At 71.9% G+C, this 26,899-nt stretch carries 24 protein-coding genes; 7 read left to right on the forward strand and 17 right to left on the reverse strand.

Annotation, left to right across the window (positions count from 1 at the left end; genetic code table 11):
* Positions 1-131: 131 nt before the first annotated feature.
* From pheT to infC, 7 genes are all read right to left on the reverse strand, one after another.
* The gene (pheT, locus tag ABT001_RS27995; protein WP_351282956.1) at positions 132-2,642 is read right to left on the reverse strand and encodes a phenylalanine--tRNA ligase subunit beta; all 2,511 of its coding nucleotides are present in this window, start codon (positions 2,640-2,642) and stop codon (positions 132-134) included.
* Positions 2,642-3,769 carry a phenylalanine--tRNA ligase subunit alpha gene (pheS, locus tag ABT001_RS28000; protein WP_351282959.1) on the reverse strand — a complete coding sequence of 376 codons (1,128 nt, stop codon included), beginning with the start codon at positions 3,767-3,769 and terminating at the stop codon, positions 2,642-2,644. The genes pheT and pheS overlap by 1 nt, the downstream gene beginning before the upstream one ends.
* Positions 3,770-3,883: 114 nt before the next feature.
* Entirely contained in the window at positions 3,884-5,038 is a 1,155-nt protein-coding gene (locus ABT001_RS28005) for a sensor histidine kinase (RefSeq protein WP_351282962.1), read from the reverse strand.
* 145 nt (positions 5,039-5,183) lie between these two features.
* Positions 5,184-6,023, reverse strand: coding sequence for a TrmH family RNA methyltransferase (locus ABT001_RS28010; RefSeq protein ID WP_351282964.1), 840 nt, complete (start codon positions 6,021-6,023; stop codon positions 5,184-5,186).
* A 150-nt stretch (positions 6,024-6,173) separates the two neighbouring features.
* Positions 6,174-6,557 carry a 50S ribosomal protein L20 gene (gene rplT / locus ABT001_RS28015; RefSeq protein ID WP_003970214.1) on the reverse strand — a complete coding sequence of 128 codons (384 nt, stop codon included), beginning with the start codon at positions 6,555-6,557 and terminating at the stop codon, positions 6,174-6,176.
* Positions 6,558-6,671: 114 nt separating this feature from the next.
* Positions 6,672-6,866, reverse strand: a complete 195-nt coding sequence (gene rpmI / locus ABT001_RS28020) for a 50S ribosomal protein L35 (protein ID WP_099176763.1) — start codon at positions 6,864-6,866, stop codon at positions 6,672-6,674.
* A gap of 120 nt (positions 6,867-6,986) precedes the next feature.
* Positions 6,987-7,766 carry a translation initiation factor IF-3 gene (infC, locus tag ABT001_RS28025; protein WP_351282968.1) on the reverse strand — a complete coding sequence of 260 codons (780 nt, stop codon included), beginning with the start codon at positions 7,764-7,766 and terminating at the stop codon, positions 6,987-6,989.
* Between the two features lie 280 nt (positions 7,767-8,046).
* Here infC and ABT001_RS28030 point away from each other — a divergent pair, with 280 nt between their 5' ends.
* The gene (locus tag ABT001_RS28030) at positions 8,047-8,412 is read left to right on the forward strand and encodes a DUF1844 domain-containing protein (RefSeq protein WP_031097477.1); all 366 of its coding nucleotides are present in this window, start codon (positions 8,047-8,049) and stop codon (positions 8,410-8,412) included.
* Between the two features lie 60 nt (positions 8,413-8,472).
* On the opposite strand, the gene ABT001_RS28035 is transcribed toward ABT001_RS28030, so the two are convergent.
* A complete protein-coding gene (locus ABT001_RS28035) occupies positions 8,473-9,237 on the reverse strand; it encodes an SseB family protein (protein WP_351282970.1) in 765 nt (254 codons plus the stop codon).
* A gap of 146 nt (positions 9,238-9,383) precedes the next feature.
* On the opposite strand from ABT001_RS28035, the gene ABT001_RS28040 reads away from it, so the two are divergent.
* Positions 9,384-10,097, forward strand: a complete 714-nt coding sequence (locus ABT001_RS28040; protein WP_502967539.1) for a serine hydrolase — start codon at positions 9,384-9,386, stop codon at positions 10,095-10,097.
* 6 nt (positions 10,098-10,103) lie between these two features.
* On the opposite strand, the gene mycP is transcribed toward ABT001_RS28040, so the two are convergent.
* Positions 10,104-11,342 (reverse strand): type VII secretion-associated serine protease mycosin, encoded by a 1,239-nt coding sequence (mycP, locus tag ABT001_RS28045; RefSeq protein ID WP_351282972.1) that lies wholly within the window; start codon positions 11,340-11,342, stop codon positions 10,104-10,106.
* The gene (locus tag ABT001_RS28050; RefSeq protein WP_351283091.1) at positions 11,339-12,202 is read right to left on the reverse strand and encodes a hypothetical protein; all 864 of its coding nucleotides are present in this window, start codon (positions 12,200-12,202) and stop codon (positions 11,339-11,341) included. Before ABT001_RS28050 ends, mycP begins: the two co-directional genes overlap by 4 nt.
* Positions 12,203-12,584: 382 nt before the next feature.
* Between ABT001_RS28050 and ABT001_RS28055 the strand changes: the two genes are divergently transcribed.
* A complete protein-coding gene (locus tag ABT001_RS28055; RefSeq protein ID WP_351282975.1) occupies positions 12,585-13,787 on the forward strand; it encodes an amino acid deaminase/aldolase in 1,203 nt (400 codons plus the stop codon).
* A gap of 75 nt (positions 13,788-13,862) precedes the next feature.
* On the opposite strand, the gene ABT001_RS28060 is transcribed toward ABT001_RS28055, so the two are convergent.
* From ABT001_RS28060 to ABT001_RS28070, 3 genes are read right to left on the reverse strand one after another with little or no spacing between them, the layout of a single operon-like run.
* Positions 13,863-14,654, reverse strand: a complete 792-nt coding sequence (locus tag ABT001_RS28060) for a 3-oxoacyl-ACP reductase (protein ID WP_351282977.1) — start codon at positions 14,652-14,654, stop codon at positions 13,863-13,865.
* A 6-nt stretch (positions 14,655-14,660) separates the two neighbouring features.
* A complete protein-coding gene (locus ABT001_RS28065; RefSeq protein WP_351282980.1) occupies positions 14,661-16,025 on the reverse strand; it encodes an aldehyde dehydrogenase family protein in 1,365 nt (454 codons plus the stop codon).
* An 8-nt stretch (positions 16,026-16,033) separates the two neighbouring features.
* Positions 16,034-17,395 carry a glutamine synthetase family protein gene (locus ABT001_RS28070; RefSeq protein ID WP_351282983.1) on the reverse strand — a complete coding sequence of 454 codons (1,362 nt, stop codon included), beginning with the start codon at positions 17,393-17,395 and terminating at the stop codon, positions 16,034-16,036.
* A 38-nt stretch (positions 17,396-17,433) separates the two neighbouring features.
* Here ABT001_RS28070 and ABT001_RS28075 point away from each other — a divergent pair, with 38 nt between their 5' ends.
* Positions 17,434-18,195, forward strand: a complete 762-nt coding sequence (locus ABT001_RS28075) for a FadR/GntR family transcriptional regulator (RefSeq protein WP_502967540.1) — start codon at positions 17,434-17,436, stop codon at positions 18,193-18,195.
* Between the two features lie 112 nt (positions 18,196-18,307).
* Positions 18,308-19,027 (forward strand): gamma-glutamyl-gamma-aminobutyrate hydrolase family protein, encoded by a 720-nt coding sequence (locus ABT001_RS28080; protein ID WP_351282988.1) that lies wholly within the window; start codon positions 18,308-18,310, stop codon positions 19,025-19,027.
* A 30-nt stretch (positions 19,028-19,057) separates the two neighbouring features.
* Here the strand turns inward: ABT001_RS28080 and ABT001_RS28085 are convergent, their stop codons facing one another.
* Entirely contained in the window at positions 19,058-19,999 is a 942-nt protein-coding gene (locus ABT001_RS28085) for a LysR family transcriptional regulator (protein WP_351282991.1), read from the reverse strand.
* A gap of 70 nt (positions 20,000-20,069) precedes the next feature.
* Here ABT001_RS28085 and ABT001_RS28090 point away from each other — a divergent pair, with 70 nt between their 5' ends.
* Positions 20,070-21,215 carry a TDT family transporter gene (locus ABT001_RS28090; RefSeq protein ID WP_351282993.1) on the forward strand — a complete coding sequence of 382 codons (1,146 nt, stop codon included), beginning with the start codon at positions 20,070-20,072 and terminating at the stop codon, positions 21,213-21,215.
* Between the two features lie 12 nt (positions 21,216-21,227).
* Here ABT001_RS28090 and ABT001_RS28095 read toward each other — a convergent pair whose 3' ends face one another.
* The 3 genes from ABT001_RS28095 to ABT001_RS28105 all read right to left on the reverse strand — a co-directional run bounded on the left by ABT001_RS28095 (position 21,228) and on the right by ABT001_RS28105 (position 25,684).
* Positions 21,228-21,773, reverse strand: coding sequence for a helix-turn-helix domain-containing protein (locus tag ABT001_RS28095; protein ID WP_351282995.1), 546 nt, complete (start codon positions 21,771-21,773; stop codon positions 21,228-21,230).
* Between the two features lie 202 nt (positions 21,774-21,975).
* On the reverse strand, positions 21,976-24,600 hold the full coding sequence (locus ABT001_RS28100) for an ABC transporter permease/substrate binding protein (protein WP_351282997.1): 2,625 nt from the start codon (positions 24,598-24,600) through the stop codon (positions 21,976-21,978).
* A complete protein-coding gene (locus ABT001_RS28105) occupies positions 24,593-25,684 on the reverse strand; it encodes a quaternary amine ABC transporter ATP-binding protein (RefSeq protein ID WP_351282999.1) in 1,092 nt (363 codons plus the stop codon). Before ABT001_RS28105 ends, ABT001_RS28100 begins: the two co-directional genes overlap by 8 nt.
* Before the next feature lie 263 nt (positions 25,685-25,947).
* Between ABT001_RS28105 and ABT001_RS28110 the strand changes: the two genes are divergently transcribed.
* Positions 25,948-26,856 carry a 5'-3' exonuclease gene (locus ABT001_RS28110; protein WP_351283094.1) on the forward strand — a complete coding sequence of 303 codons (909 nt, stop codon included), beginning with the start codon at positions 25,948-25,950 and terminating at the stop codon, positions 26,854-26,856.
* Positions 26,857-26,899: the final 43 nt, after the last annotated feature.

The following is a 26,899-nucleotide window of genomic DNA, read 5'->3' on the forward strand; positions in this document are numbered from 1 at the left end:
ACATCTGCCCACCCCAAACACAACGTCGGCCTGACCCACCAACGAGATGGATCAGGCCGACGTCACGACGAAGGGGCATTCGCCAACAGCATCCGGTGGCCGGATACGCCCCTTCTCACCTTCGCTGACGGCTACGCGCCGCGCAGCACCGCGCCGGTGCGCTCGGTGGCCAGGGCGACTGCGGTGTCGCGGGCCGCGGAGGCCTCCTCGACGGTCAGCGTGCGGTCCGGGGCACGGAACCGCAGCGCGTACGCCAGGGACTTCTTGCCCTCACCGATCTGCTCACCGGTGAAGACGTCGAACAGGCGCAGCGATTCGAGGAGTTCCCCGGCGCCCTCGCGGAGCGCCTTCTCCACCGCGTCGGCGGACACGTCCGAGGCGACGACGAGCGCGACGTCCTGGGTCGCCACCGGGAAGGTGGAGATCCGGGGCGCCTGGAGCGCACCGTCGACGGCCTGTTCCAGGACGTCGAGCTCGACCTCCATGGCGCAGGTCCGCTCAGGCAGGTGGAGCTCCTTGACGACACGCGGATGCAGTTCGCCCGCGTGACCGAAGAGGGTCTCCTCACCGGCGACCGTGACGTACAGCGCGGCACAGCGGCCGGGGTGCCACGGGGCGTGCCGGTCGGCGCGCACGGTCACCTCGACGCCCGCCTCACGGGCGAGGGAGCGCGCCGCCTCGACGGAGTCCGCCCAGTCGGCGGGGCGGCCCTTGCCCCACCAGCCGGCCTGCTCGCGGGCGCCCGCGAGCACGACGGCGGCCCGGCGGGGCTGGCGCGGGAGCGCCGCGTCCAGCCCGGCGATCTCCTCGTCGGTGGGACGGCGGTCGACGGGCAGCCGCACGGCCTTCGTCTCGTGACCGGTCGGCCTGAAGACCAGGCCGGTCTCGAAGAGGGCCAGGTCGTGGCTGCCCCGGCCGTCGTTGCGCCGCAGTGCGCCGAGCAGGCCCGGCAGCAGCGTGGTGCGCAGCGCCGGCTCCTCGTCGGAGAGCGGGTTGACGAGGGTGACCGTACGGCGGCGGTCGTCGTCCTCGTCGAGGCCGAGCTGGTCGAGGACGGCTTCACCGATGAACGGGTAGCTGAGCGCCTCGACGTAACCGGCTCCGGCGAGCGCCCGGCCGATGCGGCGGTGCAGCCGCTGACGGTCGGTGAGCCCGCGTCCGGACGGGGGTGTCGGCAGGGTGGAGGGGAGGTTCTCGTACCCCTCCAGCCGGATGACCTCTTCGGCCAGGTCGTTCGGCTCGGCGAGGTCGGGACGCCAGGACGGCACCGTGACGATCAGCTCGTCCTGCCCGTAGACGTCGCAGCCGACCTGCTGGAGGCGGCGTACGACGGTCTCGCGGCCGTACGCGACACCGGCCACCCGGTCGGGGTGGTTCGCCGGCATCGCGATGGTGCGGGGTGCGGACGGAGCGGTGATCTCCGTGACACCGGCCTCAGCCGTGCCGCCCGCGAGGAGGACCAGCAGGTCGACCGTGCGCTGTGCGGCGGCGGCCGCGGCCTGCGGGTCGACACCGCGCTCGAAGCGCTTGGACGCCTCGGAGCTCAGCTTGTGGCGGCGGGCCGTCCGGGCGATGGCGATCGCGTCGAAGTGCGCGGCCTCGATGACGACCTCGGTGGTCCCGGTGTCCTCGGCGTGGTCGGCGATCTCGGTGTCGGCGCCGCCCATGACACCCGCGAGGCCGATCGGCCCGCGGTCGTCGGTGATGACGAGGTCCTGGGCGTCCAGGACGCGCTTGGCGCCGTCGAGCGTGGTGAGCTTCTCGCCCTGCTGGGCGCGGCGCACCCCGATCGTCCCCTCGACGCGAGTGCGGTCGTAGGCGTGCAGCGGCTGGCCGAGCTCCAGCATCACGTAGTTGGTGATGTCGACGGCCAGCGAGACGGTGCGCATCCCGGCCTTCTGCAGCCTGCGCTGCATCCAGATCGGGGAGCGTGCCTCGGGCCGCAGGCCGGTGACCGTGCGCGCGGTGAAGTTGCTGCATCCGATCGGGTCGGACACCTTCACCGGGTAGCCGTGCGCGTTGGGCGGCGGTACGTCGAGGAGTGCCGGGTCACGCAGCGGCAGCCCGTACGCGATGGCGGTCTCGCGGGCGACGCCACGCATCGAGAGGCAGTAGCCGCGGTCCGGTGTGACGGCGATGTCGAGGACCTCGTCGACAAGCTCCAGGAGCTCGATCGCGTCGGTGCCGGGCTCGAACTCCGGCGGCAGCACGATGATGCCGTGCGTGCCGTCGTCGCCCATGCCGAGCTCGTCGGTCGAGCAGATCATGCCGTGCGAGGTCTTGCCGTACGTCTTGCGCGCGGCGATCGCGAAGTCGCCGGGCAGCACGGCGCCCGGGAGGACCACGACGACCTTGTCGCCGACGGAGAAGTTACGGGCGCCGCAGACGATCTCCTGCGGTTCGCCGGTGCCGTTGGCGGTGCCCACGTCGACGGTGCAGAAGCGGATGGGCTTCTTGAAGCCCTCCAGCTCCTCGATGGTCAGGACCTGTCCGACGACCAGGGGGCCCTTGAGGCCGGCGCCGGTCTGCTCGACGGTCTCGACCTCGAGGCCGACAGAGACGAGCTCGGCCTGTACGTCACGGCCGGTCTCCGTCGCCGGCAGGTCGACGTATTCCCGCAGCCAGGAAAGCGGGACGCGCATCAGATCTCCATCCCGAACGGCCGGGTGAACCGGACGTCGCCCTCGACCATGTCTCGCATGTCCTCGACGTTGTGGCGGAACATCAGCATCCGCTCGATCCCGAATCCGAAGGCGAATCCGCTGTACTTCTCGGGGTCCACACCGCAGGCGACGAGCACCTTCGGGTTGACCATGCCGCAGCCGCCGAGCTCGATCCAGCCCTCGCTGCCGCAGGTGCGGCAGGGGCGGTCCGGGTTGCCGACGGACGCGCCGCGGCAGACGTAGCAGACCATGTCCATCTCGGCGGACGGCTCGGTGAACGGGAAGAAGTTCGGCCGCAGCCGGGTCTTCATGTCCGGGCCGAAGAGCGCCTGGACCATGTGGTCGAGGGTGCCCTTGAGATCGGCCATGGTGAGGCCCTCGTCGACGGCGAGCAGCTCGATCTGGTGGAAGACCGGGGTGTGCGTGGCGTCGAGCTCGTCGGTGCGGTAGACCCGCCCGGGGCAGACCACGTAGACGGGGGGCTTACGGCTGAGCAGGGACCGGGCCTGGACCGGCGAGGTGTGCGTACGCAGCACGACACCGGACTCGTCACCCTTGGCACCGTCGGCGCCCTGGACGAAGAAGGTGTCCTGCATCTGCCGCGCCGGGTGGTCGGGCACGAAGTTCAGGGCGTCGAAGTTGAACCACTCCGCCTCGACCTCGGGGCCCTCGGCGATCTCGTACCCCATGGCGACGAAGACGTCGGCGACGCGCTCCATGATGGTCGTCAGGGGGTGGCGCGCACCGGCCGGGGTGCGGTCGTAGGGCAGTGTGACGTCCACCGCCTCCTCGACCAGCACCCGGGCGTCACGCTCGGCCTCCAGCTCGGCCTGGCGGGCGGCCAGCGCCTTGGAGACGGCGCCGCGGGCCTGGCCCACGCGCTTGCCCGCCTCGGCCTTGGCCTGCGGCGGGAGGGCGCCGATCTCCCGGTTGGCGAGCGACAGGGGCGAGGTACCACCGGTGTGCGCGGTCTTCGCCTGGGCGAGCGCGTCGAGGTCGCCTGCGGCGGCGAAGGCGGCGAACGCCTCGTCCCGCATGCGCTCGATCTCTTCCGGTTTCAGTGCCTCGACCTCGACTGGGTCGTACGACTTGTTCGGTGCCGACATCTCTTCCCGTGCTTCCGATTGGCTGGTGGCGACCCTGGTTCGACGACTGAGGACGCAAAGGTGCCAAAAGTCGAGTCTACGGGCCGCCGGTGGGCGAAGAAGCCCGTGGGCCGCCTAGACCAGGTAGGCCGGCGCGCTCACGGGCAGGATAAATCGGAATTCGGCGCCGCCGCCCGGCGCGCGGTCGACCGTGATGGTGCCGCCGTGGGCCTCGACGATGCCCTTGACGATGTACAGGCCCAGGCCGGTCCCGCCCCGCTTGCTGCCCCGCCAGAAGCGGGTGAAGACGCGGGCCATCGACTCCTCGGGGATGCCTGGACCTTCGTCGCTCACGGTGACTGCCGTTCCCGTCTCGTCGCTCTTCCCCGGCGCGGATGCGGGGGCGATCTCAATGGTGACGGTTCCCTCGCCGTGGCGCACCGCGTTTTCCAGGAGGTTGCCGAGCACCTGGTCGACCTTGTCCGGGTCGGCCCAGAGGTCGGGCAGCGGCTGCCGGGTGCGGACGAGGAAGCGGTCGGGCGCCTGGCCGTTCGCCGTGAGGGCCTGGATGTGGCGTTCGACGGCGGCGGAGACGTCCACGGGCTGCCGGCGCAGCTCCAGCCGGCCGGAGTCGATGCGGGAGATGTCGAGCAGCTCGGCGATGAGCCGGTTGACGCGGTTGGCGTCGGCGTCGACGGTCTCCAGCATCAGCCGCTTCTGGTCGTCGGTGAACCTCTCCCACTTGGCCAGGAGCGTGGCGGTGAAGCCCTTGACCGAGGTCAGCGGGGAGCGCAGCTCATGGGCGACGGTGGCGATCAGCTCGGCGTGGCTGAGTTCGGTGCGGCGGCGCGCCTCGGTGCCGCGCAGCGAGACGACGAGTCGGCGGACCGGCCCGGTCGGGGCCTCACGGACGTAGCGGGCGGAGACCAGGACCTCACGGCCGCCGGGGAGCAGCAGGTTCCGCTCGGGCTGGCCGACCCGGATGGCGAGCCCGCCGTACGGGTCGGTCAGGTCCCACCAGCGTCGCCCTTTGAGGTCTTCGAGGGGCAGTGCCTGGTGCAGGGAGCGGCCGATTGCGGCGGCCCCGGGCGTGGCGGTGATCCGGGCCGCGGCCGCGTTGAAGCAGATGACCGTGCCGGTCTCGTCGGCGACGACGAGACCGTCGGGCAGATCGTCCGGGTCGATGCCCGTGGTGGGGTCTCCGACGGTGCGGCTCGCGCCGGGCCCTTCGGAGAGTGCGCGCACGGTGGCCGTGTGTGCCGATCGCGGCCTGCTCATGCCGACAGCCATTTTCCCGTACCCCACCTCTCGAAACCGGTGCAGTGGGCCCCCGAGTCCGTCACCCTACTAGCCGTCAGCAGCCGTGCGACACCCTCCGGGCGGGCACCGGAGGCCCGGTGGCCGGTATCGATCGGTGGGCGGCCCCGCGGGGGGATCAGCCGGTGCGTGGCGGGCGCTGCGCCCGCGCGGAGGCGTAGAGGCACACGGCGGCGGCGGTGGCGAGGTTGAGGCTCTCGGCCTTGCCGTGGATCGGGACCCGGACCACGGCGTCGGCCAGGGCGCGTGTCTCCTCCGGGAGCCCCCATGCCTCGTTTCCGAACACCCATGCGGTGGGTCCGCCCATGGTGCCCGCGTCGAGTTCGTCGTCGAGGTCGTCCTCGCCTGCGCCGTCGGCCGCCAGGATGCGTACACCGGCGTCACGGAGCCCTCGTACGGCCTGTTCGACGGGCACGCCGACGGCTACCGGCAGATGGAAGAGCGAGCCGACGGAGGCCCGGACCGACTTGGGGTTGTAGAGGTCCACGGAGGCGTCGGTGAGCACGACCGCGTCCGCTCCCGCCGCGTCCGCGCAGCGCAGCACCGTGCCCGCGTTCCCGGGGTCGCGTACGTGGGCGAGGACGGCGACCAGCGTGGGCTTCGCCGCGAGGATGTCCTCGAAGGGCGAGTCCAGGAAGCGGCAGACGCCGATCAGGCCCTGCGGGGTGACGGTCTGGGAGACGTCGGCGAGCACGTCGCCGTCCGCGAGGTGCACCCGGGCGCCCGCGGCGGCGGCGGCCTCGATGATGTCGGCGTACCGCTCGGCCGCCTCGACGGTGGCGAAGAGCTCGGTCAGCGTGGGTTCGCCGTCGCCGCCCCGGTGTGCGGCGGCCTCCCGCACGGCCTGTGGTCCCTCGGCGATGAACCTGCGCTCCTTGCCGCGGAAGTTGCGCCTGGCCAGCCGGCGTGCGGCGGCGATTCGCGGCGACCGCGCGGAGATCAGTTCGGGGGTGCCCATGGTCGGCGGCGAGCCTCTCTGCGTAAGTCAGCTTCTCTGCGTACGTTTCTCCGCGTACGGCTGACTACGTACGCGACACGTGGTGCAACGCGCCGGACCCGCAGACGGCACACGCCTGCGGGTCCGGTGACGACGGAAGTGCTGCCTGGGTCAGGCGGCCTTCGGGGCGTTGACGTCGCTCGGGAGGGCCTTCTGGGCAACCTCGACGAGGGCGGCGAACGCGTTGGCGTCGTTGACCGCGAGCTCGGCCAGGATCTTGCGGTCCACCTCGATGTTGGCGGCCTTCAGACCCTGGATGAGGCGGTTGTACGTCATGCCGTTCTGGCGGGCGGCCGCGTTGATGCGCTGGATCCAGAGCTGACGGAAGTCGCCCTTGCGCTTCTTGCGGTCGTTGTAGTTGTAGACCAGGGAGTGGGTGACCTGCTCCTTGGCCTTGCGGTACAGGCGCGAACGCTGACCGCGGTAACCGCTGGCGGCCTCGAGGATCGCCCGGCGCTTCTTGTGGGCGTTTACTGCCCGCTTGACGCGTGCCACTTTTAACTCCTTGCAGCGGGGTCGGGTGGTCGCAGTGGGGACTCACCCGGCCCGGAAACGAATTGGTCCCGGTCGGATCGAGGTCGTGCCTCCGGGTTCACCGGAGGCGGCGCCTCACTTGCCGAGAAGCTTCTTGACCTTCTTGGCGTCGGCCGGAGCCACGACGACCGTGCCGGTCAGCGAGCGGGTCTTCTTGGACGACTTGTGCTCGAGCAGGTGGCGCTTGCCGGCCTTCTCGCGGAGCACCTTGCCGGAGCCGGTGATCTTGAAGCGCTTGCTGGCACCGCTGTGCGTCTTGTTCTTCGGCATCGCGCCGTTATCTCCTCGTCAGTGGCGCCCCTCACGGTGCGGGCACCGGACTGCAGGGGCGTCAGATCTCTGGGTGGTTTCCGGGGGACCCGGGGGCGCCTGGGTGGCGACCCCCGGAGGTCACGCCTCGGAAGGTGTCTCGGCCGGAGCCTCTGCCGGAGCCTCGGCCGCTGCGGCGGGGGCCTCAGCGGTCTCACCCTCGGACTCGGCGTCAGGGGTGTATCCCTGGCGCTCCGCCTTACGGGCGGCCTGGGCCTCGCGGGCTTCGGCCATGGCTTCGGTCTTCTTCTTGTGCGGGCCCAGAACCATGATCATGTTCCGGCCGTCCTGCTTCGGGTTGGACTCGATGAAGCCGAGGTCCTCGACATCCGAAGCGAGACGCTGGAGCAGTCGGAAGCCCAGCTCGGGGCGGGACTGCTCACGACCGCGGAACATGATCGTGATCTTGACCTTGTCCCCCTGCTTGAGGAACCGGACGACGTGACCCTTCTTGGTGTCGTAGTCGTGCGGGTCGATCTTCGGCCGGAGCTTCATTTCCTTGATGACCGTGTGCGCCTGGTTCTTGCGCGCCTCACGGGCCTTCATGGCCGACTCGTACTTGAACTTCCCGTAGTCCATGAGCTTGCACACGGGGGGACGGGCTGTCGCCGCCACCTCGACCAGGTCGAGGTCGTACTCCTGTGCGAGTTCCAGGGCCTTGGCAAGCGGAACAATCCCGACCTGCTCGCCGCTGGGACCGACAAGTCGCACCTCGGGAACGCGAATCCGGTCGTTGATGCGGGGCTCGGCGCTGATGGATCCTCCTCGGTAGCACCACGCGACCGCCTGGCGGACAGCCGCGTAACGTCTTATGTATGACCAACCGAGCCGGAAAGCAGAAATGCCCCGGACGGGACACATGCGGGGCTCCTGGAACTACCGGAACACCGCCGCGTGCAACCGCGGGGCGCAATCGGGCGGCCCCATCGTCCGTACGGAACGATGGCTGCCACCTGACCGGTGACCCGCCGTCCCTGAGGACGGTCAGGTGGGAGATCGGAGCCTCCACTTGTGGGCCGGTCACATAGGTGTCCGGCCGGTCGTTACACAAGGTTAGCAGCTCCCCGGGGCTACGGCTAACCCGCTGCCCGGACGGCTCCCGCAGCAGGAACCGCGCCGACGTGGCCTTATCGTGTGGTGCATGAGCGACGCGACCACCCCCAGCACCGAGAACCCCGGCTTCGACGACATGGCCCGCGACATCGCGGAGGTTCCCGCGGTCGAGGTGATCGTGACCGTCGCCGTCAACCTGATGAGCGCGGCAGCCGTGAAGCTCGGCCTGACCGAGGAGGGCGAGCAGCACAAGGACCTGGACGAGGCGCGCAAGCTGGTCCAGGCACTGGCCGGGCTGCTCGACGCGAGCGCCACCGAGATCAGCACGTTCCACGCCTCGCCGCTGCGCGACGGCCTCAAGTCGCTGCAGTTGGCCTTCCGCGAGGCCTCGCTCGTGCCGGACGAGCCCGGCCAGGGCCCGGGCGAGAAGTACACCGGTCCTGTCTACGGCTGACCGCCCCGCGCCCTTCCAGCCCGAGCCCGCCGCCCACGACAGGTGGCGGGCTCCTGCGTGTCAGCGGCTGAACAGCGGCTCGCCCGGGGCCTCAGCGCCTGCCGGGAGCACTGCCAGATCGAGCCCGCGCACCAGCCTGGCGCGCAGCACCTCGCTGGTCGAGAGCGCGTCGGCGACCCGGCGGGCGGCGTCCGCGACCACCGCGTCCGGGGCGAGGACGAGGGCGAGGGTGCCGTCGGCAGCGCCGGGGCCGAGGTGGGCGCGCAGCACCGCGGGCTCGGCGGCGACCGCCTCCCGCACCGCGGCGACGACGGCGGGGTCGTCGAGCGGGTCCACGCCGACGCGGTTCTCGGCCAGGGCCAGCAGCGCCGGCCCGGTCAGCTCGAAGGCCACGGGCCCCGCCAGGTCCAGCACCACCGTGTCCGCCTTCTCGTGCGCGGCCGCCTGCAACGCCTGGTGCAGGGGTACGGCGACGGGGCGCGCCTGCGGGTCCCAGCGGGCCAGCGAGGCGGTGGAGGTGAAGGCGGGCAGGGCGCGTCGGTCACCGGCCTGGAGGGTCGGCACCGCCATGTCGCTGGTCTTCTCGCGGCGCAGCCCGCTCCCCCGTCGCCCGCCGTGCCCCTCCTCGTGGGCTTCGTGCCCCTCCTCGACCTCACCGAGGACGGCGACGACCGGCACGAGCAGCCGGGCGTCACGGAGCGCCGCGAGGACCGGGCCCACGGCCGTCCGGTCCGCGGCCCATGCGGCGAGGGCCGCCGTGAGTTCGGGCGAGGCGGTGCCGTCGTCGTCGGAGAAACCGGGGTCCGGGATGTTCTTGAGCTCCACACGACGAGCGTAGTGGACCGGTTCTCCCACCTGGGCGACAGGTCGGCCCCGGTGCGAGGGCCGTGCCCCGCCCCGTGCCCGGGGCGGCGGACGTATCGTCCGCGTCGAGCCCGTCGGCCGCGGCGGGCCGGAGCGAGGAGGCCGGGATGGATCTCGACGTGGAGCTGGCCGACGCGCTGGCGCCCCTGGTGGAAGGTGCCGATGTGTCGGTGGCCGTGCTGGACACGGAGAGCGGCACGGATGCCGCGTACGGGGACGGGGCGTACGACACCGCCAGCATCGTCAAGGTCGACATCCTGGCGGCGCTGCTGCTCCTGGCGCAGGACGAGGGCCGGGAGCTGAGCGGCGCCGAGCACGCGTACGCGGAGGCCATGATCCGGTGCAGCGACAACACCTCGGCCACCGAGCTGCTCAAGGTGGTCGGCGGCGAGGAGGGCCTCGACGCGGCCAACGAACGGCTGGGGCTGACGGCGACGGTGGCCGCCCACGCGTGGGGACTCACCCGGACCACGGCAGCCGACCAGGTGCTGCTGCTGGAGGCGGTGTTCGGAGCGGATTCCGAGCTGTCGGCGGACTCACGCGCGTATCTGACGGAGCTGATGGGCCGGGTCCAGGCGGATCAGCGGTGGGGGGTGTCGGCGGCGGGCACCGGCGCGGTACTCAAGAACGGCTGGATGCCCCGGACCACGACCGGGCTCTGGGACGTCAACAGCATCGGGCGGGTGGAGAGCGGAGGACGCACCGTGCTGGTGGCGGTGGTGTCGCGCGGGCACGCGACCAAGGAGGCGGGGATCTCGCTCGTCGAGTCCGTCGCGAGGGCGGCGGTCGGTGTGGTCGGCGCGGGGGCCGGAACAGGCTGATCCGGGTCAGCGCAGGGGGCCGGTGGGGAACGGGTGGTATCCGGCCGCGGGGTTCCCGCCGCCGTTCCTGCCGCCGGTGCCCCTGCCCCGCCACAGCACCACGGCCAAGCCGAGGAGGACGGCGCCGAGCCCGCCCGCCGAGGGGGCCAGCCAGCCGGCCGGACCGCCCTCGTCCCGCTGGGGGGTGGGACCGGAGCCGAAGTACTCGGCACGGTGCCCCGACTCGGTGGACCGGGCGTCCAGACCCTCGGGGCTCAGCTTCGCCCCCGCCTCGATCGCGGCGGCCGGGTCGACCATGCCGTAACCCCTGGCGTCGTCACGGCCGCCCGAGGGGGCGTCGCCGGCGGTGTCCGCGAGCAGGGTCTTGATCTGCGCCGGGGAGAGGCCCGGGTGCGCGGCGCGTACGAGGGCCACGGCCCCGGAGACGAACGCCGACGCGGCGGACGTTCCCCACTCGATGTAGTAGTGCCGGTCGGGGTTGGCGACGACGATGTCGACACCGGGCGCGCTGACGGTGGCGTACCAGCGGCGGGTGGAGAACGAGGCGTGCGTGCCGTACTCGTCGACGGCCGCGGCGGCGATCACTCCGGGGTAGGCGGCGGGATAGGAGATGCGGTCGCCCTTCTCCCCGCTGTTGCCCGCGGAGGCCACGACCACGACGCCCTTGCCGAGGGCGTACTGCACGGCGGCGTCCTCGCCCGGCTCCGGATGGGCCGATTCGCTGTCGTCCCCGAGGGAGAGGTTGATGACGTCGGCACCCTGGTCGGCCGCCCAGCGGATGCCGTCGGCGAGCGCGGTTCCGCGTGACTCACGGGCCTTGGCGCGCGACGGGTCGCCGGATTCGAGGATCACCCGCACCGGCAGGATCTTCGCTTCCGGAGCCACGCCGAGCACGCCGTCGGCCCTGGAGGGGCCGTTACCGCGGCCCGCGATGATGCCGGCCATCGCGGTGCCGTGCAGGGCCCAGGAACGGTCGCCGCGTTCGGCGCCGAAGCCTATGAGGTCCTTGCCCGGGAGCACCTGCCCCGCCAGGTCGGGGTGGACGTCGTCGACCCCGGTGTCCAGGACGGCGACCGTGACGCCCTTGCCCTTCGTGGTCTGCCAGGCCGTGTCGGTGTGCAGGGCGTCCAGGCCCCACTGCTGGTCGCGGATGGCGTCCGCGTGGGCGGGGACGGCGGGCAGCAGCGCGAGAGCGGTGGCCGTGGCCACGGCGGCGAGCGCCCGCAGCCTGCGGGGACGGGTCATTCCGGCTTCTCCGTGAGGTCCGTGACGGTCCTGCGCAGGGTGCGCTCCACGCGGTCGGCGACGCCCTTCGCCTCGTGTCCCAGTCCGGCCTGGGCGGTCGCCGTCGTGGCACCCGCCACCATCGCCTCGGCCGCGGGCTGCGGCTCGGGTACCGCGCGGCCGTCGGCGAAGCCGGAGACGGCGAACGTGACCACGGGCAGCTCGGACAGGACGTGCACCGTCCAGCTGGCGCGCTGCCGGTCGCCGAAGCCGGCGGCGACGGTGCCCTCGACCGGGTAGGTGCGGGGCATCAGGTCGGAACGGCCGGCGAGGTGCTCGGTGGTGAACCGGGTGTCGAGAGCGCTCATCGCCTCGGCGCCGGCCTCGGTGAAGACCATGCCGACGGTGGTGACGCTGCTGCGCGTGGCGTCGGTGTAGGTGGCGCGCACCAGTCGTTCGCAGCCGACCGGGCGGAGCGTCTCGATCAGCAGCGGGTCCAGACCCCCCGTGCAGTCGCTGTCGCCCGCGACGGCGACCCTGGTCCAGACCCGGTCGGTGGCTCCCGGGCCCGCGCCGTCGCCCTTGAGGGTGCGGGGGAAGAGACGGTCCACGGGCACGCTGTGCCAGGCGGAGCGGCCCACGGTGTACGCGTCGGCGTCGGCGGGCCCGGCCGCGGAGTCGCCGGTGAGCCAACTGCCGGTGACCGCACCTCCGATGAGCCCGAGGCCGAGCACGGCGCAGACCGCCGCGGCCGCGGTCCTGACGGGTCGCCCGGCCCTGACCGGACGGAGCCGCGTGGTGGTCTCGGCGGGCGTCTCGGCGTACGCGTAGTACGCGCCGGGAGGGGCGGGGGTGGCGCCGGGGCGCGGGGTGAGGTCCACGGCACCGACCGGCCTGCGCCGGGTGGCGGCGGGGGGTACGGGGCGGAGCCGGGTCGTCGTCTCCACCGGCGGGGCGGCCTCCGTGCGCGGGGGCGGCGGCCCGGGCCGCGCCTGCGGCCTGGGGGCGTGGCCCGGTGCGGCCGGCGGGTCGGTCGGGCGGGGCGGCACTGGAGCGCGCTGCGCCTCGGTACTCATCCGCCCCCCTGGTCCACGTCCCCGTACGGCCCACGGACCGCCGTTGCGCACGGGCCCGTCGGTCGATCGTGTGAGCGTCACTCTACGGGGTGTACGGCGCCCGGTGGGAACGGTACGGAGGGCACGGTACGGATCTGCACGGAACGTCCCCCTACCCAGTGGTACGGCCGTCTGGCAAGCTGCGGCCATGACTGTCCGCGCCGCTGACCGGACCCGTTACGACCGGGCCACCGCCCATCTCGACGCCCCGGTGGCCGTCGTCGATCTGGATGCCTTCGACGCCAACGCCGACGATCTGGTCCGCCGCGCGGGCGGGAAGCCGATCCGGGTGGCGAGCAAATCGGTGCGCTGCCGTGCCCTGCTGGAGCGGGTGCTCGCGCGTCCGGGCTTCGCCGGGATCATGTCGTTCACCCTCGCGGAGTCGCTCTGGCTGGCCCGCGCCGGATTCGACGACGTCCTGCTGGCCTATCCGTCGGCCGACCGGTCCGCGTACGCCGAGCTGGCGGCGGACCCGAAGCTCGCCGGGGCGGTGACGGTCATGGTGGACGATCCCGCGCAGCTGGAGCTGATCGACGCGGCGCGGGCCGGGGGCGCGGAGGAGATCCGGGTCTGCCTGGAGCTGGACACCTCGTTGCGGCTGCTCGGCGGCCGGGTCAGGATCGGCGCGCTGCGCTCCCCGCTCCGTTCCCCCGCGCAACTCGCCTCGATGGCACGGGCGGTGGAGCGCCGGCCGGGCTTCCGGCTGGTGGGCCTGATGGCGTACGAGGGCCATGTCGCCGGGGTGGGTGACTCGGTGGCCGGCCGGCCGCTGCGGTCGCGCGCGGTCCGGCTGATGCAGGCGACGGCCCGCAGGGAGCTGGCGGCCCGGCGCGCGGAGGCCGTGCGGGCGGTCCGCGCGGTCGCACCGGGCCTGGAGTTCGTGAACGGGGGCGGCACCGGCAGCGTGCAGCACACCGCCGCCGAGACCGCGGTGACCGAGATCGCGGCGGGGTCCGGACTCTACGTACCGAGGCTGTTCGACAACTACACCTCGTTCACGGGCCGTCCGGCGGCGCTGTTCGCCCAGCCCGTGGTGCGGCGGCCGGGCGTGGGCGTGGTGACGGTGCTCGGCGGCGGTTATCCGGCGTCCGGGGCGGCGGGCGCGGACCGGCTGCCGGTGCCGTACCTGCCCGAGGGGCTGCGCTACGACCCGCAGGAGGGCCCCGGTGAGGTCCAGACGCCGCTGCTGGGTTCCGCCGCGGACGATCTGCTGATCGGCGACAAGGTGTGGTTCCGGCACGCGAAGGCCGGTGAGCTGTGCGAGCGCTTCGACGAACTGCGGCTGATCGAGGGTGAGCGGATCACCGCCACCGTGCCGACGTACCGCGGTGAGGGCCGCGCCTTCCTGTAGGGGCGGGTCGAGGCGCCACGGTGCTGCCCACGCCGGCCCCGGGCGTCGCCGATCGGGGCCGGTTCTCCGGGAGCGTCAGTCGAGCGGGGTCACGTACGCTCCCGAGATTCCGCCGTCGACGAGGAAATCGGTGGCGTTGACGAACGAGGAGTCGTCGCTCGCCAGGAAGGCCACGGCCGCCGCGATCTCCGTCGCCTCCGCGAACCGGCCGAGCGGGATGTGGACGAGCCTGCGGGCGGCCCGCTCCGGGTCCGTGGCGAACAGCTCCTGGAGCAGCGGCGTGTTGACGGGCCCGGGGCACAGGGCGTTGACCCGGATCCCCTCGCGGGCGAACTGCACGCCCAGTTCGCGGGAGAGTGCGAGGACGCCGCCCTTGGACGCGGTGTAGGAGATCTGGGAGGTCGCGGCGCCCATCCTGGCGACGAAGGAGGCGGTGTTGATGATCGAGCCGCGGCCCTGGCGCCGCATGTAGGGCAGGGCGGCCTTGCAGCAGAGGTAGACGGAGGTGAGGTTGACGTCCTGGACGCGTTTCCATGCCTCCAGGCCGGTGGTGAGGATGGAGTCGTCGTCGGGCGGTGAGATGCCGGCGTTGTTGAAGGCGATGTCGACGGAGCCGTACGTCCCGTCCGCCGCCTCGAAGAGCGCGTCGACCTGGTCGGGGTCGGTGACGTCGACGCGTACGAAGGTGCCTCCCACCTCCTGCGCGGCGGCGGCGCCCGCGGTCTCGTCGATGTCGCCGCAGACGACGTGCGCGCCTTCCGATGCCAGGCGGCGGGCGGTGGCGAGGCCGATGCCGCTGCCCGCCCCGGTGACGACGGCGGTGCGGCCGGTCAGCCGGCGGCAGATGTTTCCGGAGTCGGTGGTCATGTGTTCTCAGGCCTCCGTGCCGATGAAGACGTTCTTGGTTTCGGTGAAGGCCGCAAGGGCGTCGGGCCCCAGTTCACGGCCGAGCCCGGACTGTTTGTACCCGCCGAACGGGGTCCAGTAGCGGACGGCGGAGTGGGAGTTGACGGACAGGTTCCCGGCCCTGACCGCCTGGGAGACCCGCAGGGCGCGCCCCACGTCCCGGGTCCAGATCGAGCCAGCCAGGCCGTGGTCGGTGGCGTTGGCGAGCCGGACGGCGTCCTCCTCGTCCTCGAAGGGCAGGACGACGGCGACGGGGCCGAAGACCTCCTCGGTGGCGACGGGGGCGTCGGGGGCGATCCCGGTGAGGACGGTCGGCGGGAACCAGAAGCCGGGTCCGGTGGGGGCGCTGCCCCGGATGCCGTCGGCGGTGCCGGGGACGTAGCCGCGGACGCGCTCCAGCTGGGTCCGGGAGATCAGCGGGCCCATCTGGGTCCTCTCGTCGGACGGGTCCCCCACGACGACGGAGGCGACCGCCGGGACGAGGAGCTCCAGAAAACGGTCGTACGCGGACCGCTGGACCAGGATGCGGCTGCGGGCGCAGCAGTCCTGGCCCGCGTTGTCCAGGAAGGACATGGGCGCGGCGGCGGCCGCGGCCTCGATGTCGGCGTCGGCGAAGACGATGTTGGGGCTCTTGCCGCCGAGTTCGAGGGTCAGCCGCTTCACCCGGTCCGCGCATCCGGCCATGATCCGTTTGCCGACCCGGGTGGATCCCGTGAAGACGATCTTGGCTACCCCGGGGTGTTCGACGAGCGCGTTGCCCGCCACGTCCCCCGCACCTGGCAGCACCTGGAAGAGGTGCTCGGGGAGGCCCGCCTCCAGAGCGAGCCGGGCCAGGTGCAGTGCGGTGAGCGGGGTGGTCTCGGCGGGTTTGAGGAGGACGGCGTTGCCGGCCGCGAGGGCGGGGGCGGCGCCCCATGCGGCGATGGGCATGGGGAAGTTCCACGGGGCGATCACACCGACGACGCCCAGCGGTTCGAGGAGCGTGAGGTCGATCCCTCCCGGTACGGGGATCTGGCGCCCGGTCAGGCGTTCCACTCCGCCGGCTGCGTAGTCCAGCAGGTCCCGGACGTTGGCGGCCTCCCAGCGGGCGTTGCCCAGGGTGTGTCCGGCCTCGGTGACCTCCAGCTGGGCCAGGTGTTCGGCCTGTTCGTCGACGAGGACGGCGAAGCGACGCAGCAGCCGGGCTCGGTCGGCGGGGGCCGCTGCGGCCCAGGTGCGCTGGGCCGCGGCGGCGCGGACGACCGCGGTGGCGACATCGGCGGCGGTGGTGGCGGGGACGGTGGCGACGAGCTCTTCGGTCGCCGGGTTCAGGACACGGTGTTCGTGGACCACGGGGTGCCTCACAGGCGTTCGAAGGAGCGGCGGAGCTCCCAGTCGGTCACCGCTGCGTCGAAGGCCTCCAGTTCGACGCGTGCCATGGTGCGGTAGTGGGCGACGACGTCGTCGCCGAAGGCTTCCCTTGCCATGTCGCTGCTCTCCCAGAGGTCGGCGGCTTCGCGGAGGGTGGCGGGGATCCGGTCGTATCCGGCGGTGTAGGCGTTGCCCTCGCAGGCGTCGGGGAGTTCCAGTTCGTGTTCGATGCCGTGGAGTCCGGCGGCGACGAGGCCGGCGACCGCGAGGTAGGGGTTGACGTCGCCGCCGGGCAGCCGGTTCTCGAAGCGCATCGAGCGGCCGTGTCCGACGACGCGGAGGGCGCAGGTGCGGTTGTCGTGCCCCCAGGCGACGGCGGTCGGGGCGAAGGAGCCGGGCTGGAACCGTTTGTAGGAGTTGATGTTCGGCGCGTACAGCAGGGAGAAGTCGCGCAGGGCGGCGAGCTGGCCCGCGAGGAACCGCCGCATCACGGGGGACATCGTGCCGTCCTCGCCCGCCATGACGCTGTGTCCCGCGGCGTCCTGGAGCGAGAGGTGTATGTGGCAGGAGTTGCCCTCACGCTCGTCGAACTTGGCCATGAAGGTGAGCGAGACGCCTTCCTGGGCGGCGATCTCCTTGGAACCTGTCTTGTAGACGGCGTGCTGGTCGCAGGTGACGAGGGCCTCGTCGTAGCGGAAGACGATCTCGTGCTGGCCGGGGTTGCACTCGCCCTTGGCCGACTCGACGGTGAGCCCGGCGGCGGCCATCTCGTTGCGGATGCGGCGCAGCAGCGGCTCGACGCGGCCGGTGCCGAGGACGGAGTAGTCGATGTTGTACTGGTTGGCCGGGGTGAGGCCGCGGTAGTCGCGGTCCCATGCCTGCTCGTAGGTGTCCTTGAAGACGATGAATTCGAGTTCGGTGCCGACGTGGGCGGTCAGTCCGTGGGCGGCGAGCCGCTCCAGCTGCCGCCGGAGGATCTGGCGGGGCGAGGCGGCGACCGGTGAGCCGTCGTCCCAGGAGAGATCGGCCGTGACGAGGGCCGTCCCTTCGTGCCAGGGGATCCGGCGCAGGGTCGTGAGGTCGGGGCGCATCGCGAAGTCGCCGTAGCCGTTGGACCAGGAGGACATCGCGAATCCGTCGACGGTGTTCATGTCCGTGTCGACGGCGAGCAGGTAGTTGCAGCCCTCCGTGCCGTGTTCCAGCACCTCGCCGAGGAAGAAGGACGCCGCGAACCGTTTGCCCTGCAGTCGGCCCTGCATGTCGGTGAAGGCGAGGACGACGGTGTCGATCTCACCGCTCGCGACGAGCGCGCGCAACTCCTCGACCGGGAGCGGGGGTGTTCGGTCTGCCACGGGGTACTCCTCGGTCGGTCAGCCGGAAGGCTTAAGGTATGGGAGAAAACCATTGGAGGGAAGGGAATCCGGACGTGGCGGAAGAGAACGGGGAGCCCGCGCCGCTGCCCGCGCTGCGGCCGGTCCGCGCGGGCAACGGCTTCGAGGAGGCTCTGGAGCAGATCCTCCAGGTCGTCCGGCTCGGACTGGTGCCCGGCGGTGGGCGGCTGCCGGCCGAGCGCGAGCTGGCCGGGCTCCTCGGCGTCAGCCGTGTCACCCTGCGCGAGGTACTGAAGGTGCTCCAGGACCAGGGGCTGATCGAGGCCAGACGCGGCCGGTACGGCGGTACGTTCGTACTCCCCCGCCCGGACCCGGCGGACGGCGCCGGGCTGCGCCGCCGGGTGGCGGACGTGGACATCGAGGACGTCCTGCTCTTCCGCGAGGTCCTGGAGTCGGGGGCGGCCGGTCTCTGCGCGTCGCGCGGCCTCGACGACGAGGGGGCGGAGCGGCTGCGTACGGCTCTGGCGGCGACACACGAGGCACCTCTGCCCGACTACCGCAGAATCGACACCCTCTTCCACCTGACACTCGCCGAGCTGTCCGGGTCGCCCTCCCTCGCCGCCCGGTACGCGGCCGTGCGCGCGAGCGTCAACGACCTGCTGGACTGCATCCCCCTGCTGGTGCGGAACCTCGAACATTCGCAGCATCAGCACGCGGCCCTCGTCGAAGCGGTCCTCGACGGAGACGAGGAGGGGGCGCGAGCGGTGATGCGCGAGCACTGCGCCGGGACGGCCGCTCTGCTCCGGGGCTTCCTGGCTTGATCCCGACTTTCCGGATCACTGCTCTTGCGCGGTGGCCCGGTACGAACAAAGGTATGACGCAACACCATTGCACCGGGCCGGCCGGCAGGCCGGCCGCCGGAGGGACCGCACCATGCACGAACCGCTCATCGGCGTCACGACCTACATGGAGCCGGCGGCTCGCTGGGGCGTCTGGGAACTCCCGGCGGCGGTGCTCCCCTCCGCCTATCCCCGGCTGGTCCAGCGGTCCGGCGGACTGGCCACACTGCTGCCGCCGGACGACCCGGCGCGGGCCGAAGCCGTCCTGGCGAGGGTGGACGGTCTCGTGATCGCGGGCGGCGCCGATGTCGACCCCGGGCTGTACGGCGCCGAGCGCGATTTCAGGACGGGTCCGCCGGCACCCGAGCGCGACACCTGGGAAGTGGCCCTGCTCCGCGCGGCGAGGGCGAGCGGCACCCCGGTGCTGGGCATCTGCCGCGGTATGCAGCTCCTCAACGTGGCGCTGGGCGGCACACTGATCCAGCATCTGGACGGCCACGCGGGCCCGTTCGACAAGGCCGGGGTCCTCGGCGAGCACACGGTGAAGCCCGTCCCGGGGACGCTGTGCGCCTCACTCGTCCCCGAGGAGGCGTCCGTACCCACGTACCACCACCAGGCCGTGGACCGGCTCGCGCCGGGTCTGACGGCGTCGGCTCACGCGGCGGACGGCACGGTGGAGGCGGTCGAACTGCCGGGCCCCCAGTGGGTGCTGGGCGTGCAGTGGCACCCCGAGATGGGGGACGACCTGCGGATCATGCGGGCCCTGGTGGAAGCGGCCAGGACGGTGGCGTACCCGGTGGCGAACACGGTCTGAGCCCGCCTCCGGCACGCGCCGGGCCGCGCCTCAGCCGCGTACCGGACCCGAGGGGTGCGCGGTCAGGGACAGCAGATCGCGGGCCGGGCCGGCCGGCCGGTGCCCGGCGGGCCAGACCGCGCGCAGCTGACGGCGCAGCCGCACGCCCTCGAGCGGGACCTTGACCAGACGCCGCGCGGACAGCTCCTCGCCCAGCGCGAGTTCACTCAGTACGCAGGGGCCGGCGCCGCTCTCCGCGGCTCCCTTCACCGCGGTGGTCGAGGAGAGCTCCAGCAGGGGGCGCGCCAGTCCGCCGTGCACCGCGAGTGCGGCGTCCAGGACCTGGCGGGTACCCGAGCCGTGCTCCCGCAGGATCAGAGGCGTTCCGGCGAGTTCCCCCGGGGTCAGCCTGGCCCGGCGCGCCCAGGGGTGGGAGGGGGCGACCACGACGACGAGCCGGTCGTGCGCGATGACGGTGCCGTCGAGCCCTTCCGGTGTCGAGAGCCCCTCGACGAAGCCGAGGTCGGCCTCGCCGGCCAGCAGGCGCAGGGCGACCGCCGCGGAGTTGCCCGCGAGCAGGGACACGGCGGTGTCGGGGCGCTCGGCCCGGAGCGCTATCAGCCAGCCGGGCAGCAGGTACTCCGCGATGGTCATGCTCGCGGCGACCCGCAGCCGGGAGTCACGCCGGTCCCGCAGCGCCTGGGCTCCGGCGTCGAACGCCTCGGCGGCCTCGACGACCCTGCGCGCCCAGTCGGTGACGAGGGCGCCCGCGTCGGTCAGCCGGGAGCCGCGCGGCGAGCGGTCCAGGAGCGCGACGCCCAGCTGCCGCTCCATCGACCGGATGCGGCCGGAGGCGGCGGGCTGGCTGATGCCGACGTCCCGCGCCGCCCTGCCCAGGCTCCCGTGCCGCGCGACGGCGAGCAGCAGGACCATGGCTCCCAGGTCGGGGACCCGGTGGGGCAGGGAGGAGGGCGTGGACGGAGGACGGGGCATAAGCCCAGCCTATGACCTCATAGCCCCGCGCTCCCTGGTGGGCACCGGCCCGCCCGCCGAAGATCGTGGCATGGCCATCTTTATGCGGACCGAGACCGGGACGCCGTCCCCCCGAACCGTCCTCCACCGGCTCCCGGCCCTGCGGCACCTCGGCCCCAACTGGTACGCCACCGTCATGGGCACCGCCGTCGTGGCCACCGCGGGCGCGGCACTGCCCGTGGAGATACCGGGCCTGCGCGCGTTCTGCCTCGCTGTCTGGGCGCTGTCGGCGGTGCTGCTCGTCGTGGTCCTCACTGCCCGCGCCGGGCACTGGCTCCTCCACCGGGACCAGGCCCGCGCCCACCTGCTGGACCTGTCCGTGGCCCCCTTCCACGGGTGCCTGTCGATGGCCCTGCTCGCCGTCGGCGCCGGCACCCTGGTCGTGGGACGGGACGTCATCGGGCATCCCGCCGCCGTCGCCGTGGACGCGGTGCTGTTCACGGCCGGCACGGTCACCGGACTCACCGCCGCGGTGGTGATCCCGTACCTGATGGTCGTGCGTCACCGGCCGGCGCACGGCACCGCGTCCCCGGTCTGGCTGCTGCCTCTGGTGGCCCCGATGGTGTCGGCCGCGGTGGGGCCGCTGCTGGTGCCCGAGCTGCCGCCCGGCCAGGCGCGAGAGGCCCTGCTGCTCGCCTGCTACGCGATGTTCGGGCTGTCCCTGCTGGCGACCCTGGTGGTCCTGCCGCTGGTCTTCGCGCGCCTGGTCCACCAGGGCCCGCTGCCGCTCGCGCTGACCCCGACGCTGTTCCTGGTGCTCGGGCCGCTCGGCCAGTCCACGACCGCGGTCAACCAGCTGGCCGATGCGGCGCCCGGCGCGATCGCGGCGCCCTACGCCTCTGCCTTCGGCGCGTTCGCCGTGCTGTACGGGGTGCCGGTCATGGGGTTCGCACTGCTCTGGCTGGCGCTGTCCGCCGCGATGGTGGTGCGCGCGGTCCGGCGTGGCATGGGGTTCACGATGACCTGGTGGGGCTTCACGTTCCCGGTCGGCACGTGTGTCACCGGCGCGGCGGGGCTGGCCGGGCACACCGGGCTGGACGCGTTCACGTGGCTGGCCGTGGCGCTCTACGCGCTGCTGGTGACCGCCTGGGCGGTCGCCGGCGCCCGGACGCTGAGCGGGCTGTTCAGCGGCGTACTGCTCGCGGGGCCCCGGCCGCTGCCGGTTCCTGCCGCGTGAGACCGCGTCCCGTCAGCGGCGTGCGTCGTACGTCGCGTCGATGTGCTCGGCCACCGAGACCATCAGCAGCCGCGTCCCGGCGACGGTCGCCCGCCACCGGTGCCGGACCCCGCCGGAGAGGAAGAGCGTGTCGCCCCGGCCCAGCCGGTGGGCCTGCCCCTCGGCCTCGACCTCGACGGCACCCTCCACGACGTACATCACCTCGTCGTTGCGGTGCTGGAACTCGCGCCCGAGGTCCTGCTCGCCGATGAACTCCAGGGCACTGAGCTGATGCCGGCCCCGCACCAGCCGGTGCACACCGTCCTCGTCGTCCGCCCGTACGACGTCCACGGCGCGGGCCGAGTCCGCCGCCGCCCGCAGCCGCTCGGTCGTGGTCTCCAGCGCCTCCGCCACCCGGTGCAGGGACCGGGGGCTGGGTCTGGCCCGTTCGTTCTCGATCTGGCTGAGGAACGGTACGGACAGTCCGCTGCGCCCTGCCACCGCGGCCAGGGTCAGCCCGAGGGTCCTGCGGCGTCGGCGAACCGCGGCACCCACGCGGAGTGCTTCCTTCTCGTCCATGTCCGGCTCCCTCCCCGGATCGCCATCCTCCCGGTTGCCAGCACCCTACGCATGTCCTTCGCGCCACGGGGCGTAACGGCCTCCCCCGCGGGGGGACGGGGGCGTTCGGGGGCGGCTCCCCCCGACCAGCCTGAAGGGGACGGCTCCGGTTCGCTACCGGTGCCGTCCCCTTCGTCGTGGCGGAGGTGTGCGGATCAGAGGGTCACCCGGTGACGGGCGCCATCTTCGCCACCACGTCCGGGTTGGCGTCCATCCAGCGTCGGGCGGACTCCTTCTCCTTGCCGGCGCCGCCGTTCTGCATCTCCACCTCGAGGGAGGCCAGCTGCGCCTCGGTGAGCTCGAAGTCCTTCAGCCAGCCGGTCAGCTCCGGGAAGTCCTCGGCGAAGTCCTTCTTGGCGACGGTGTGGATCTCCTCGCCCTCGCCCCAGGCACCCTTCGGGTCCTCGAGCTTCTTCAGGTCGTGCTTGCCGTAGGCCCAGTGCGGCGACCACAGGGTCACCACGACCGGCTCCTTCTTCTTGATCGAGCGGTTCAGCTCGGCCAGCATCGACGAGGTGCTGGAGGAGACCACCTCGTACTCGCCCTCCAGGCCGTACTCCTTGAGCACCTTCTTGTTCAGGGTGCCCATCATCCCGGCGCTCGACTCGATGCCGATGATCTTGCCGTCGAACTTCTTGCCCTGGCCCTTGAGGTCCGCCAGCGAGTCGATGCCCTTGACGTACGACGGGACCGTCAGCTCCAGCGAGGTCGGCCCGTACCAGGAACCGAGATCGACGAGGTCGTCCTTGTACTTGTCCCAGTAGTCCTTGTGCGTGGTCGGCAGCCAGGAGTCGAACTGGACGTCCAGCTGCCCCTGCGCGAGGCCGGTGTAGAGCGGGCCCGGGTCGAGCTGCTTGACCGTCGTCCTGTAGCCCCGGTCCTCCAGCACGTTCTGCCAGAGGTAGGTGCTGGCGATGGCCTCGTCCCATGGGAAGTACCCCATGTCGACGGTCTTGCCGGCGTCCTTGCCCTGCTGCTTCGAGCCGCCGGGCAGCGGGGCCAGCTGGTCGACGAGGCCCGGGTTCTTCTTCAGCCAGGCGCGGACGCCGTCCTGCTCCTTGCCCTGACCGGCTTCCTGGATCTCGTTCTCCAGGCCGGTGAGCTGCTCCTCGGTCAGCTTGAACTTCTTCAGCCAGTCCGCGACGGCGGGTGCCTTCTTGGCGAAGCCCTTGTGGGCGACGGTGTGCACCTCTTCGCCCTTGCCCCAGGCACCCTTCGGGTCCTCGAGCTTCTTCAGGTCGTGCTTGCCGTAGGCCCAGTGCGGCGACCACAGGGTCACCACGACCGGCTCCTTCTTCTTGATGGAGGCGTTGAGCTCGGCCAGCATCGACGAGGTGCTGGAGGAGACCACCTCGTACTCGCCCTCCAGGCCGTACTCCTTGAGCACCTTCTTGTTCAGGGTGCCCATCATCCCGGCGCTGGCCTCGATGCCGATGATCTTGCCGTCGAACTTCTTGCCCTGGCCCTTGAGGTCCGCCAGCGAGTCGATGCCCTTGACGTACGACGGGACCGTCAGCTCCAGCGAGGTCGGCCCGTACCAGGAGCCCAGGTCGTCCAGCTGGTCGCTGTACTTGTCCCAGTAGTCCTTGTGCGTGGTCGGCAGCCAAGAGTCGGTCTGGAAGTCGATGTCGCCGCGGGCGACCCCGGAGTAGAGCGGGCCGGCGTCGAGCTGGGTGATCCCGGTCTCGTAACCGCGCTGCTCCAGGATCTCCTTCCACAGGAAGGTGGAGGCGATGCCCTCGTCCCAGGGGATGTACCCCATGTTGATCTTCTGGCCCTTGCCGACGTCGCCGCTGTCGGCCGTGGTGGCCTTCGAGTCGCCGGAGCCGGCGATGTTGAGGCCGCCCGCGATGAGCGCGAGAACGACGACACCGGTCATGGCGACGGCGGTTCCCGGCTTGTAGTGCGCGAACTTGAGGCGCCGGGCGCCTGCGGCGACCTTGGCGGCTGCGCGGCGGCCGAGCGGGGAGACCCGCTCGTTGAGCGCGCCGGTCATCCGGTCCAGGTACATGGCGAGGATGACGACGGCGATGCCGCTCTCGGCGGCGAGGCCGACCTGCAGCTGGGTGATCGCCGCGTAGACCTTCTCACCGAGGCCGCCTGCGCCTGCCATGCCGCCGATGACGACCATCGACAGCGCCAGCATGATGACCTGGTTGATCCCGGCCATGATCGTCGGCAGGGCGAGCGGCAGCTGCACCCGGGTGAGGGTGTGCTTGGGCGTGGTGCCGAAGGCCTGGGCCGCCTCGACCAGCTCGCCGTCGACCTGGCGGATGCCGAGCTCGGTCATCCGGACGCCGGGCGGCATCGCGAAGACGATGGTGGCGATCACGCCGGGGGTGACTCCGACGCCGAAGAACATGACGCCCGGGATCAGGTAGACGAAGGCGGGCATCGTCTGCATGACGTCGAGCACCGGCCGCAGCGCGGCGCTGACCCTGTTGTTGCGCGCCGCCCAGATGCCGGTGGGCACCGCGATCACGATCGTGATGACGGCTGCCACGACGACCAGCGACAGCGTGGCCATCGCCTCGTCCCAGAGGGCGAGGGAGTCGATGAGCGCGAAGCCCACGAAGGTGAGCACGGCGGGGAACACACCCCGCAGCCAGAACGCGACGACGGCGAAGATCCCGGCCAGGAGCAGGGGCTCACCGCCGCCCAGCACGGCGTTGACACCGTCGTACATGCCGCCGAGCACGGTCTTGATGGCGTCGAAGATCCAGGTGAGGTTCGACTGGAGCCAGTCGACCGCGTCCTCGACCCACGCGCCGAAGGAGAGCCTAGGCACCGGCGTTCACCTTCTTGGTGTCCCGCTGGGCCGGGACGGCGGCCTCGACCTGCGGTTCCTCGCCGAGCGCGGCGAGCAGCCTGCTGCGCGGGACGACGCCGATGACGCCGCCGTCCTCGTCGGTGACGGCCACGGCGAACCCGCTGGTGGAGCAGGGGGTGAAGAGCTCGGCTATGGGCGTGTCGGCGGCCACGGTCGCGGGAGCGTCGGCCATCAGGTCCTCGTCGGAGCGCCCCGCTTCGGGCGCCTCCATGATCGAACCGGCGGTGAGCACCCGGGAGCGGTCCACGTCCTGGATGAAGGACGCGACGTAGTCGTTGGACGGCCGGACGAGGATGTCCTCGGCCGTGCCCTGCTGGACGATCTCGCCGTCGCGCATCACGGCGATGCGGTCGCCGAGACGCATGGCCTCGTTGAGGTCGTGGGTGATGAAGACGATGGTCTTCTTCAGCCGCTTCTGCAGCTCCAGGAGCTGGTCCTGCATGTCGCGCCGGATCAGCGGGTCCAGCGCGCTGAAGGACTCGTCCATCAGCAGCAGGTCGGCGTCGGTGGCGAGCGCGCGGGCCAGTCCCACACGCTGCTGCATGCCGCCGGACAGCTCGTCGGGCCAGGACTTCTCCCAGCCGGCGAGCCCGGTCATCTGCAGCGCCTCGGCGGCCCGCTTCTCGCGTTCGGCACGCGGTACGCCCTGGACCTCCAGGCCGTACGCGGCGTTCTCGAGCACGCTCCTGTGCGGGAACAGCGCGAAGTGCTGGAAGACCATGCTGATCTTGGTGGAACGGACGGTGCGCAGGTCACGGGCGCTGAGGGCGGTCAGGTCCTGGCCGTCGAACAGCACCTGGCCGGCCGTCGGCTCCAGCAGACCGTTGAGCATCCGCAGCAACGTGGACTTCCCCGATCCGGAGAGCCCCATGACGACGAAGATCTGTCCCGGTTCCACGGTGAACGAGGCGTCGATCACCGCTGCGGTCGTTCCGTCGGCGCGCAGCTCGTCGCGGTGGGTACCGCTCTCGAGCTTCTGCACGGCTTGATCGGGTCGTCTGCCGAACACCTTGTACAGGTGCTCCGCTTGCAGCCTTGACACATACACCTCACGCGTTGAACCGAAACGGTCCGCCACACCCGCCGGCAGACCGTGGAGCGGTGCGGAGTCGGTCCGCAGAGCACGCGCATCGGTTGAAAGATGGACGTGGTCCGCTCCGATGCCGCGCCTGCCCCCGCTTACACGAACCAAACACTTGTGTGACCCAGCTCACTACGGAAGCCGGTGGATGCGGGAACCGCGCGCTTGTCGGCCCGGGCGTGTCGGTGGGGTGGGGCATGATCGGGGGTGTGACGCGACGCCTGATGCTCCTCGACACCGCCTCCCTCTACTTCCGCGCCTATTTCGGCGTCCCGGACTCGGTGCGCGCACCGGACGGCACCCCGGTGAACGCCGTGCGCGGCCTGCTCGACTTCATCGCCAGACTCGTGCAGGACCACCGGCCGGACGACCTGGTCGCCTGCATGGACGCGGACTGGCGCCCGCAGTGGCGGGTCGATCTGATCCCGACCTACAAGGCGCACCGCGTGGCCGTCGAGACCGCCGAGGGACGCCCCGACGAGGAGGAGGTCCCCGACACCCTCTCCCCGCAGGTCCCGGTGATCGAGGCCGTGCTGGACGCCCTCGGGATCGCCCGGGTGGGCGTCTCTCCGTACGAGGCTGACGACGTGATCGGCACGCTGGCCGGGCGGGCCACCGGTCCGGTGGACATCGTGACCGGGGACCGCGATCTGTACCAGCTGGTCGACGACGCCCGCGAGGTACGGGTGCTCTACCCCCTGAAGGGGGTGGGCACGCTCCAGATGACGGACGAGGCCTGGCTGCGGGGCAAGTACGGCGTGGACGGCAGCGGATACGTCGATCTGGCCCTGCTGCGTGGCGATCCGAGCGACGGACTGCCGGGGGTTCCCGGCATCGGCGAGAAGACGGCGGCGAAGCTGCTGGACGCCTTCGGCGACCTGGCCGGGATCATGGCCGCGGTGGACGACCCCGCCTCCCGGCTGACCCCGTCCCAGCGCAAGCGGCTGGACGAGGCCAGGGACTACGTGGCGGTCGCCCCGAAGGTGGTCCGCGTGGCCGGCGACGTCCCGCTGCCCGCGTTCGACCCGGCGCTCCCCCGCGAACCGCGCGACCCCGCGGCCCTGGAGACCCTCGCGACACGGTGGGGCCTGGGGAACTCCCTGCAACGCCTGCTCCTGACGCTCCAGTCGTGAAAGTGCTAGCTTAGGTAAGCCTAACTATGCAGTACGTCAATGA

It is taken from the genome of Streptomyces sp. NPDC002793, from assembly GCF_040295485.1.
GTDB lineage: Bacteria > Actinomycetota > Actinomycetes > Streptomycetales > Streptomycetaceae > Streptomyces.

Coding starts and splice junctions, on each gene's coding strand:
- infC (WP_351282968.1), bottom strand. CDS start 7,766: ATGTGTCCCGTCCGGGGCATTTCTGCTTTCCGGCTCGGTTGGTCATAC.
- ABT001_RS28005 (WP_351282962.1), bottom strand. CDS start 5,038: ATGGCTGTCGGCATGAGCAGGCCGCGATCGGCACACACGGCCACCGTG.
- ABT001_RS28110 (WP_351283094.1), top strand. CDS start 25,948: ATGCTCCTCGACACCGCCTCCCTCTACTTCCGCGCCTATTTCGGCGTC.
- ABT001_RS28080 (WP_351282988.1), top strand. CDS start 18,308: ATGCACGAACCGCTCATCGGCGTCACGACCTACATGGAGCCGGCGGCT.
- pheS (WP_351282959.1), bottom strand. CDS start 3,769: ATGTCGGCACCGAACAAGTCGTACGACCCAGTCGAGGTCGAGGCACTG.
- ABT001_RS28075 (WP_502967540.1), top strand. CDS start 17,434: ATGGGAGAAAACCATTGGAGGGAAGGGAATCCGGACGTGGCGGAAGAG.
- ABT001_RS28030 (WP_031097477.1), top strand. CDS start 8,047: ATGAGCGACGCGACCACCCCCAGCACCGAGAACCCCGGCTTCGACGAC.
- rpmI (WP_099176763.1), bottom strand. CDS start 6,866: ATGCCGAAGAACAAGACGCACAGCGGTGCCAGCAAGCGCTTCAAGATC.
- ABT001_RS28090 (WP_351282993.1), top strand. CDS start 20,070: ATGGCCATCTTTATGCGGACCGAGACCGGGACGCCGTCCCCCCGAACC.
- ABT001_RS28055 (WP_351282975.1), top strand. CDS start 12,585: ATGACTGTCCGCGCCGCTGACCGGACCCGTTACGACCGGGCCACCGCC.
- pheT (WP_351282956.1), bottom strand. CDS start 2,642: ATGCGCGTCCCGCTTTCCTGGCTGCGGGAATACGTCGACCTGCCGGCG.
- ABT001_RS28040 (WP_502967539.1), top strand. CDS start 9,384: ATGGATCTCGACGTGGAGCTGGCCGACGCGCTGGCGCCCCTGGTGGAA.
- ABT001_RS28010 (WP_351282964.1), bottom strand. CDS start 6,023: ATGGGCACCCCCGAACTGATCTCCGCGCGGTCGCCGCGAATCGCCGCC.
- mycP (WP_351282972.1), bottom strand. CDS start 11,342: ATGACCCGTCCCCGCAGGCTGCGGGCGCTCGCCGCCGTGGCCACGGCC.
- ABT001_RS28060 (WP_351282977.1), bottom strand. CDS start 14,654: ATGACCACCGACTCCGGAAACATCTGCCGCCGGCTGACCGGCCGCACC.
- ABT001_RS28095 (WP_351282995.1), bottom strand. CDS start 21,773: ATGGACGAGAAGGAAGCACTCCGCGTGGGTGCCGCGGTTCGCCGACGC.
- ABT001_RS28085 (WP_351282991.1), bottom strand. CDS start 19,999: ATGCCCCGTCCTCCGTCCACGCCCTCCTCCCTGCCCCACCGGGTCCCC.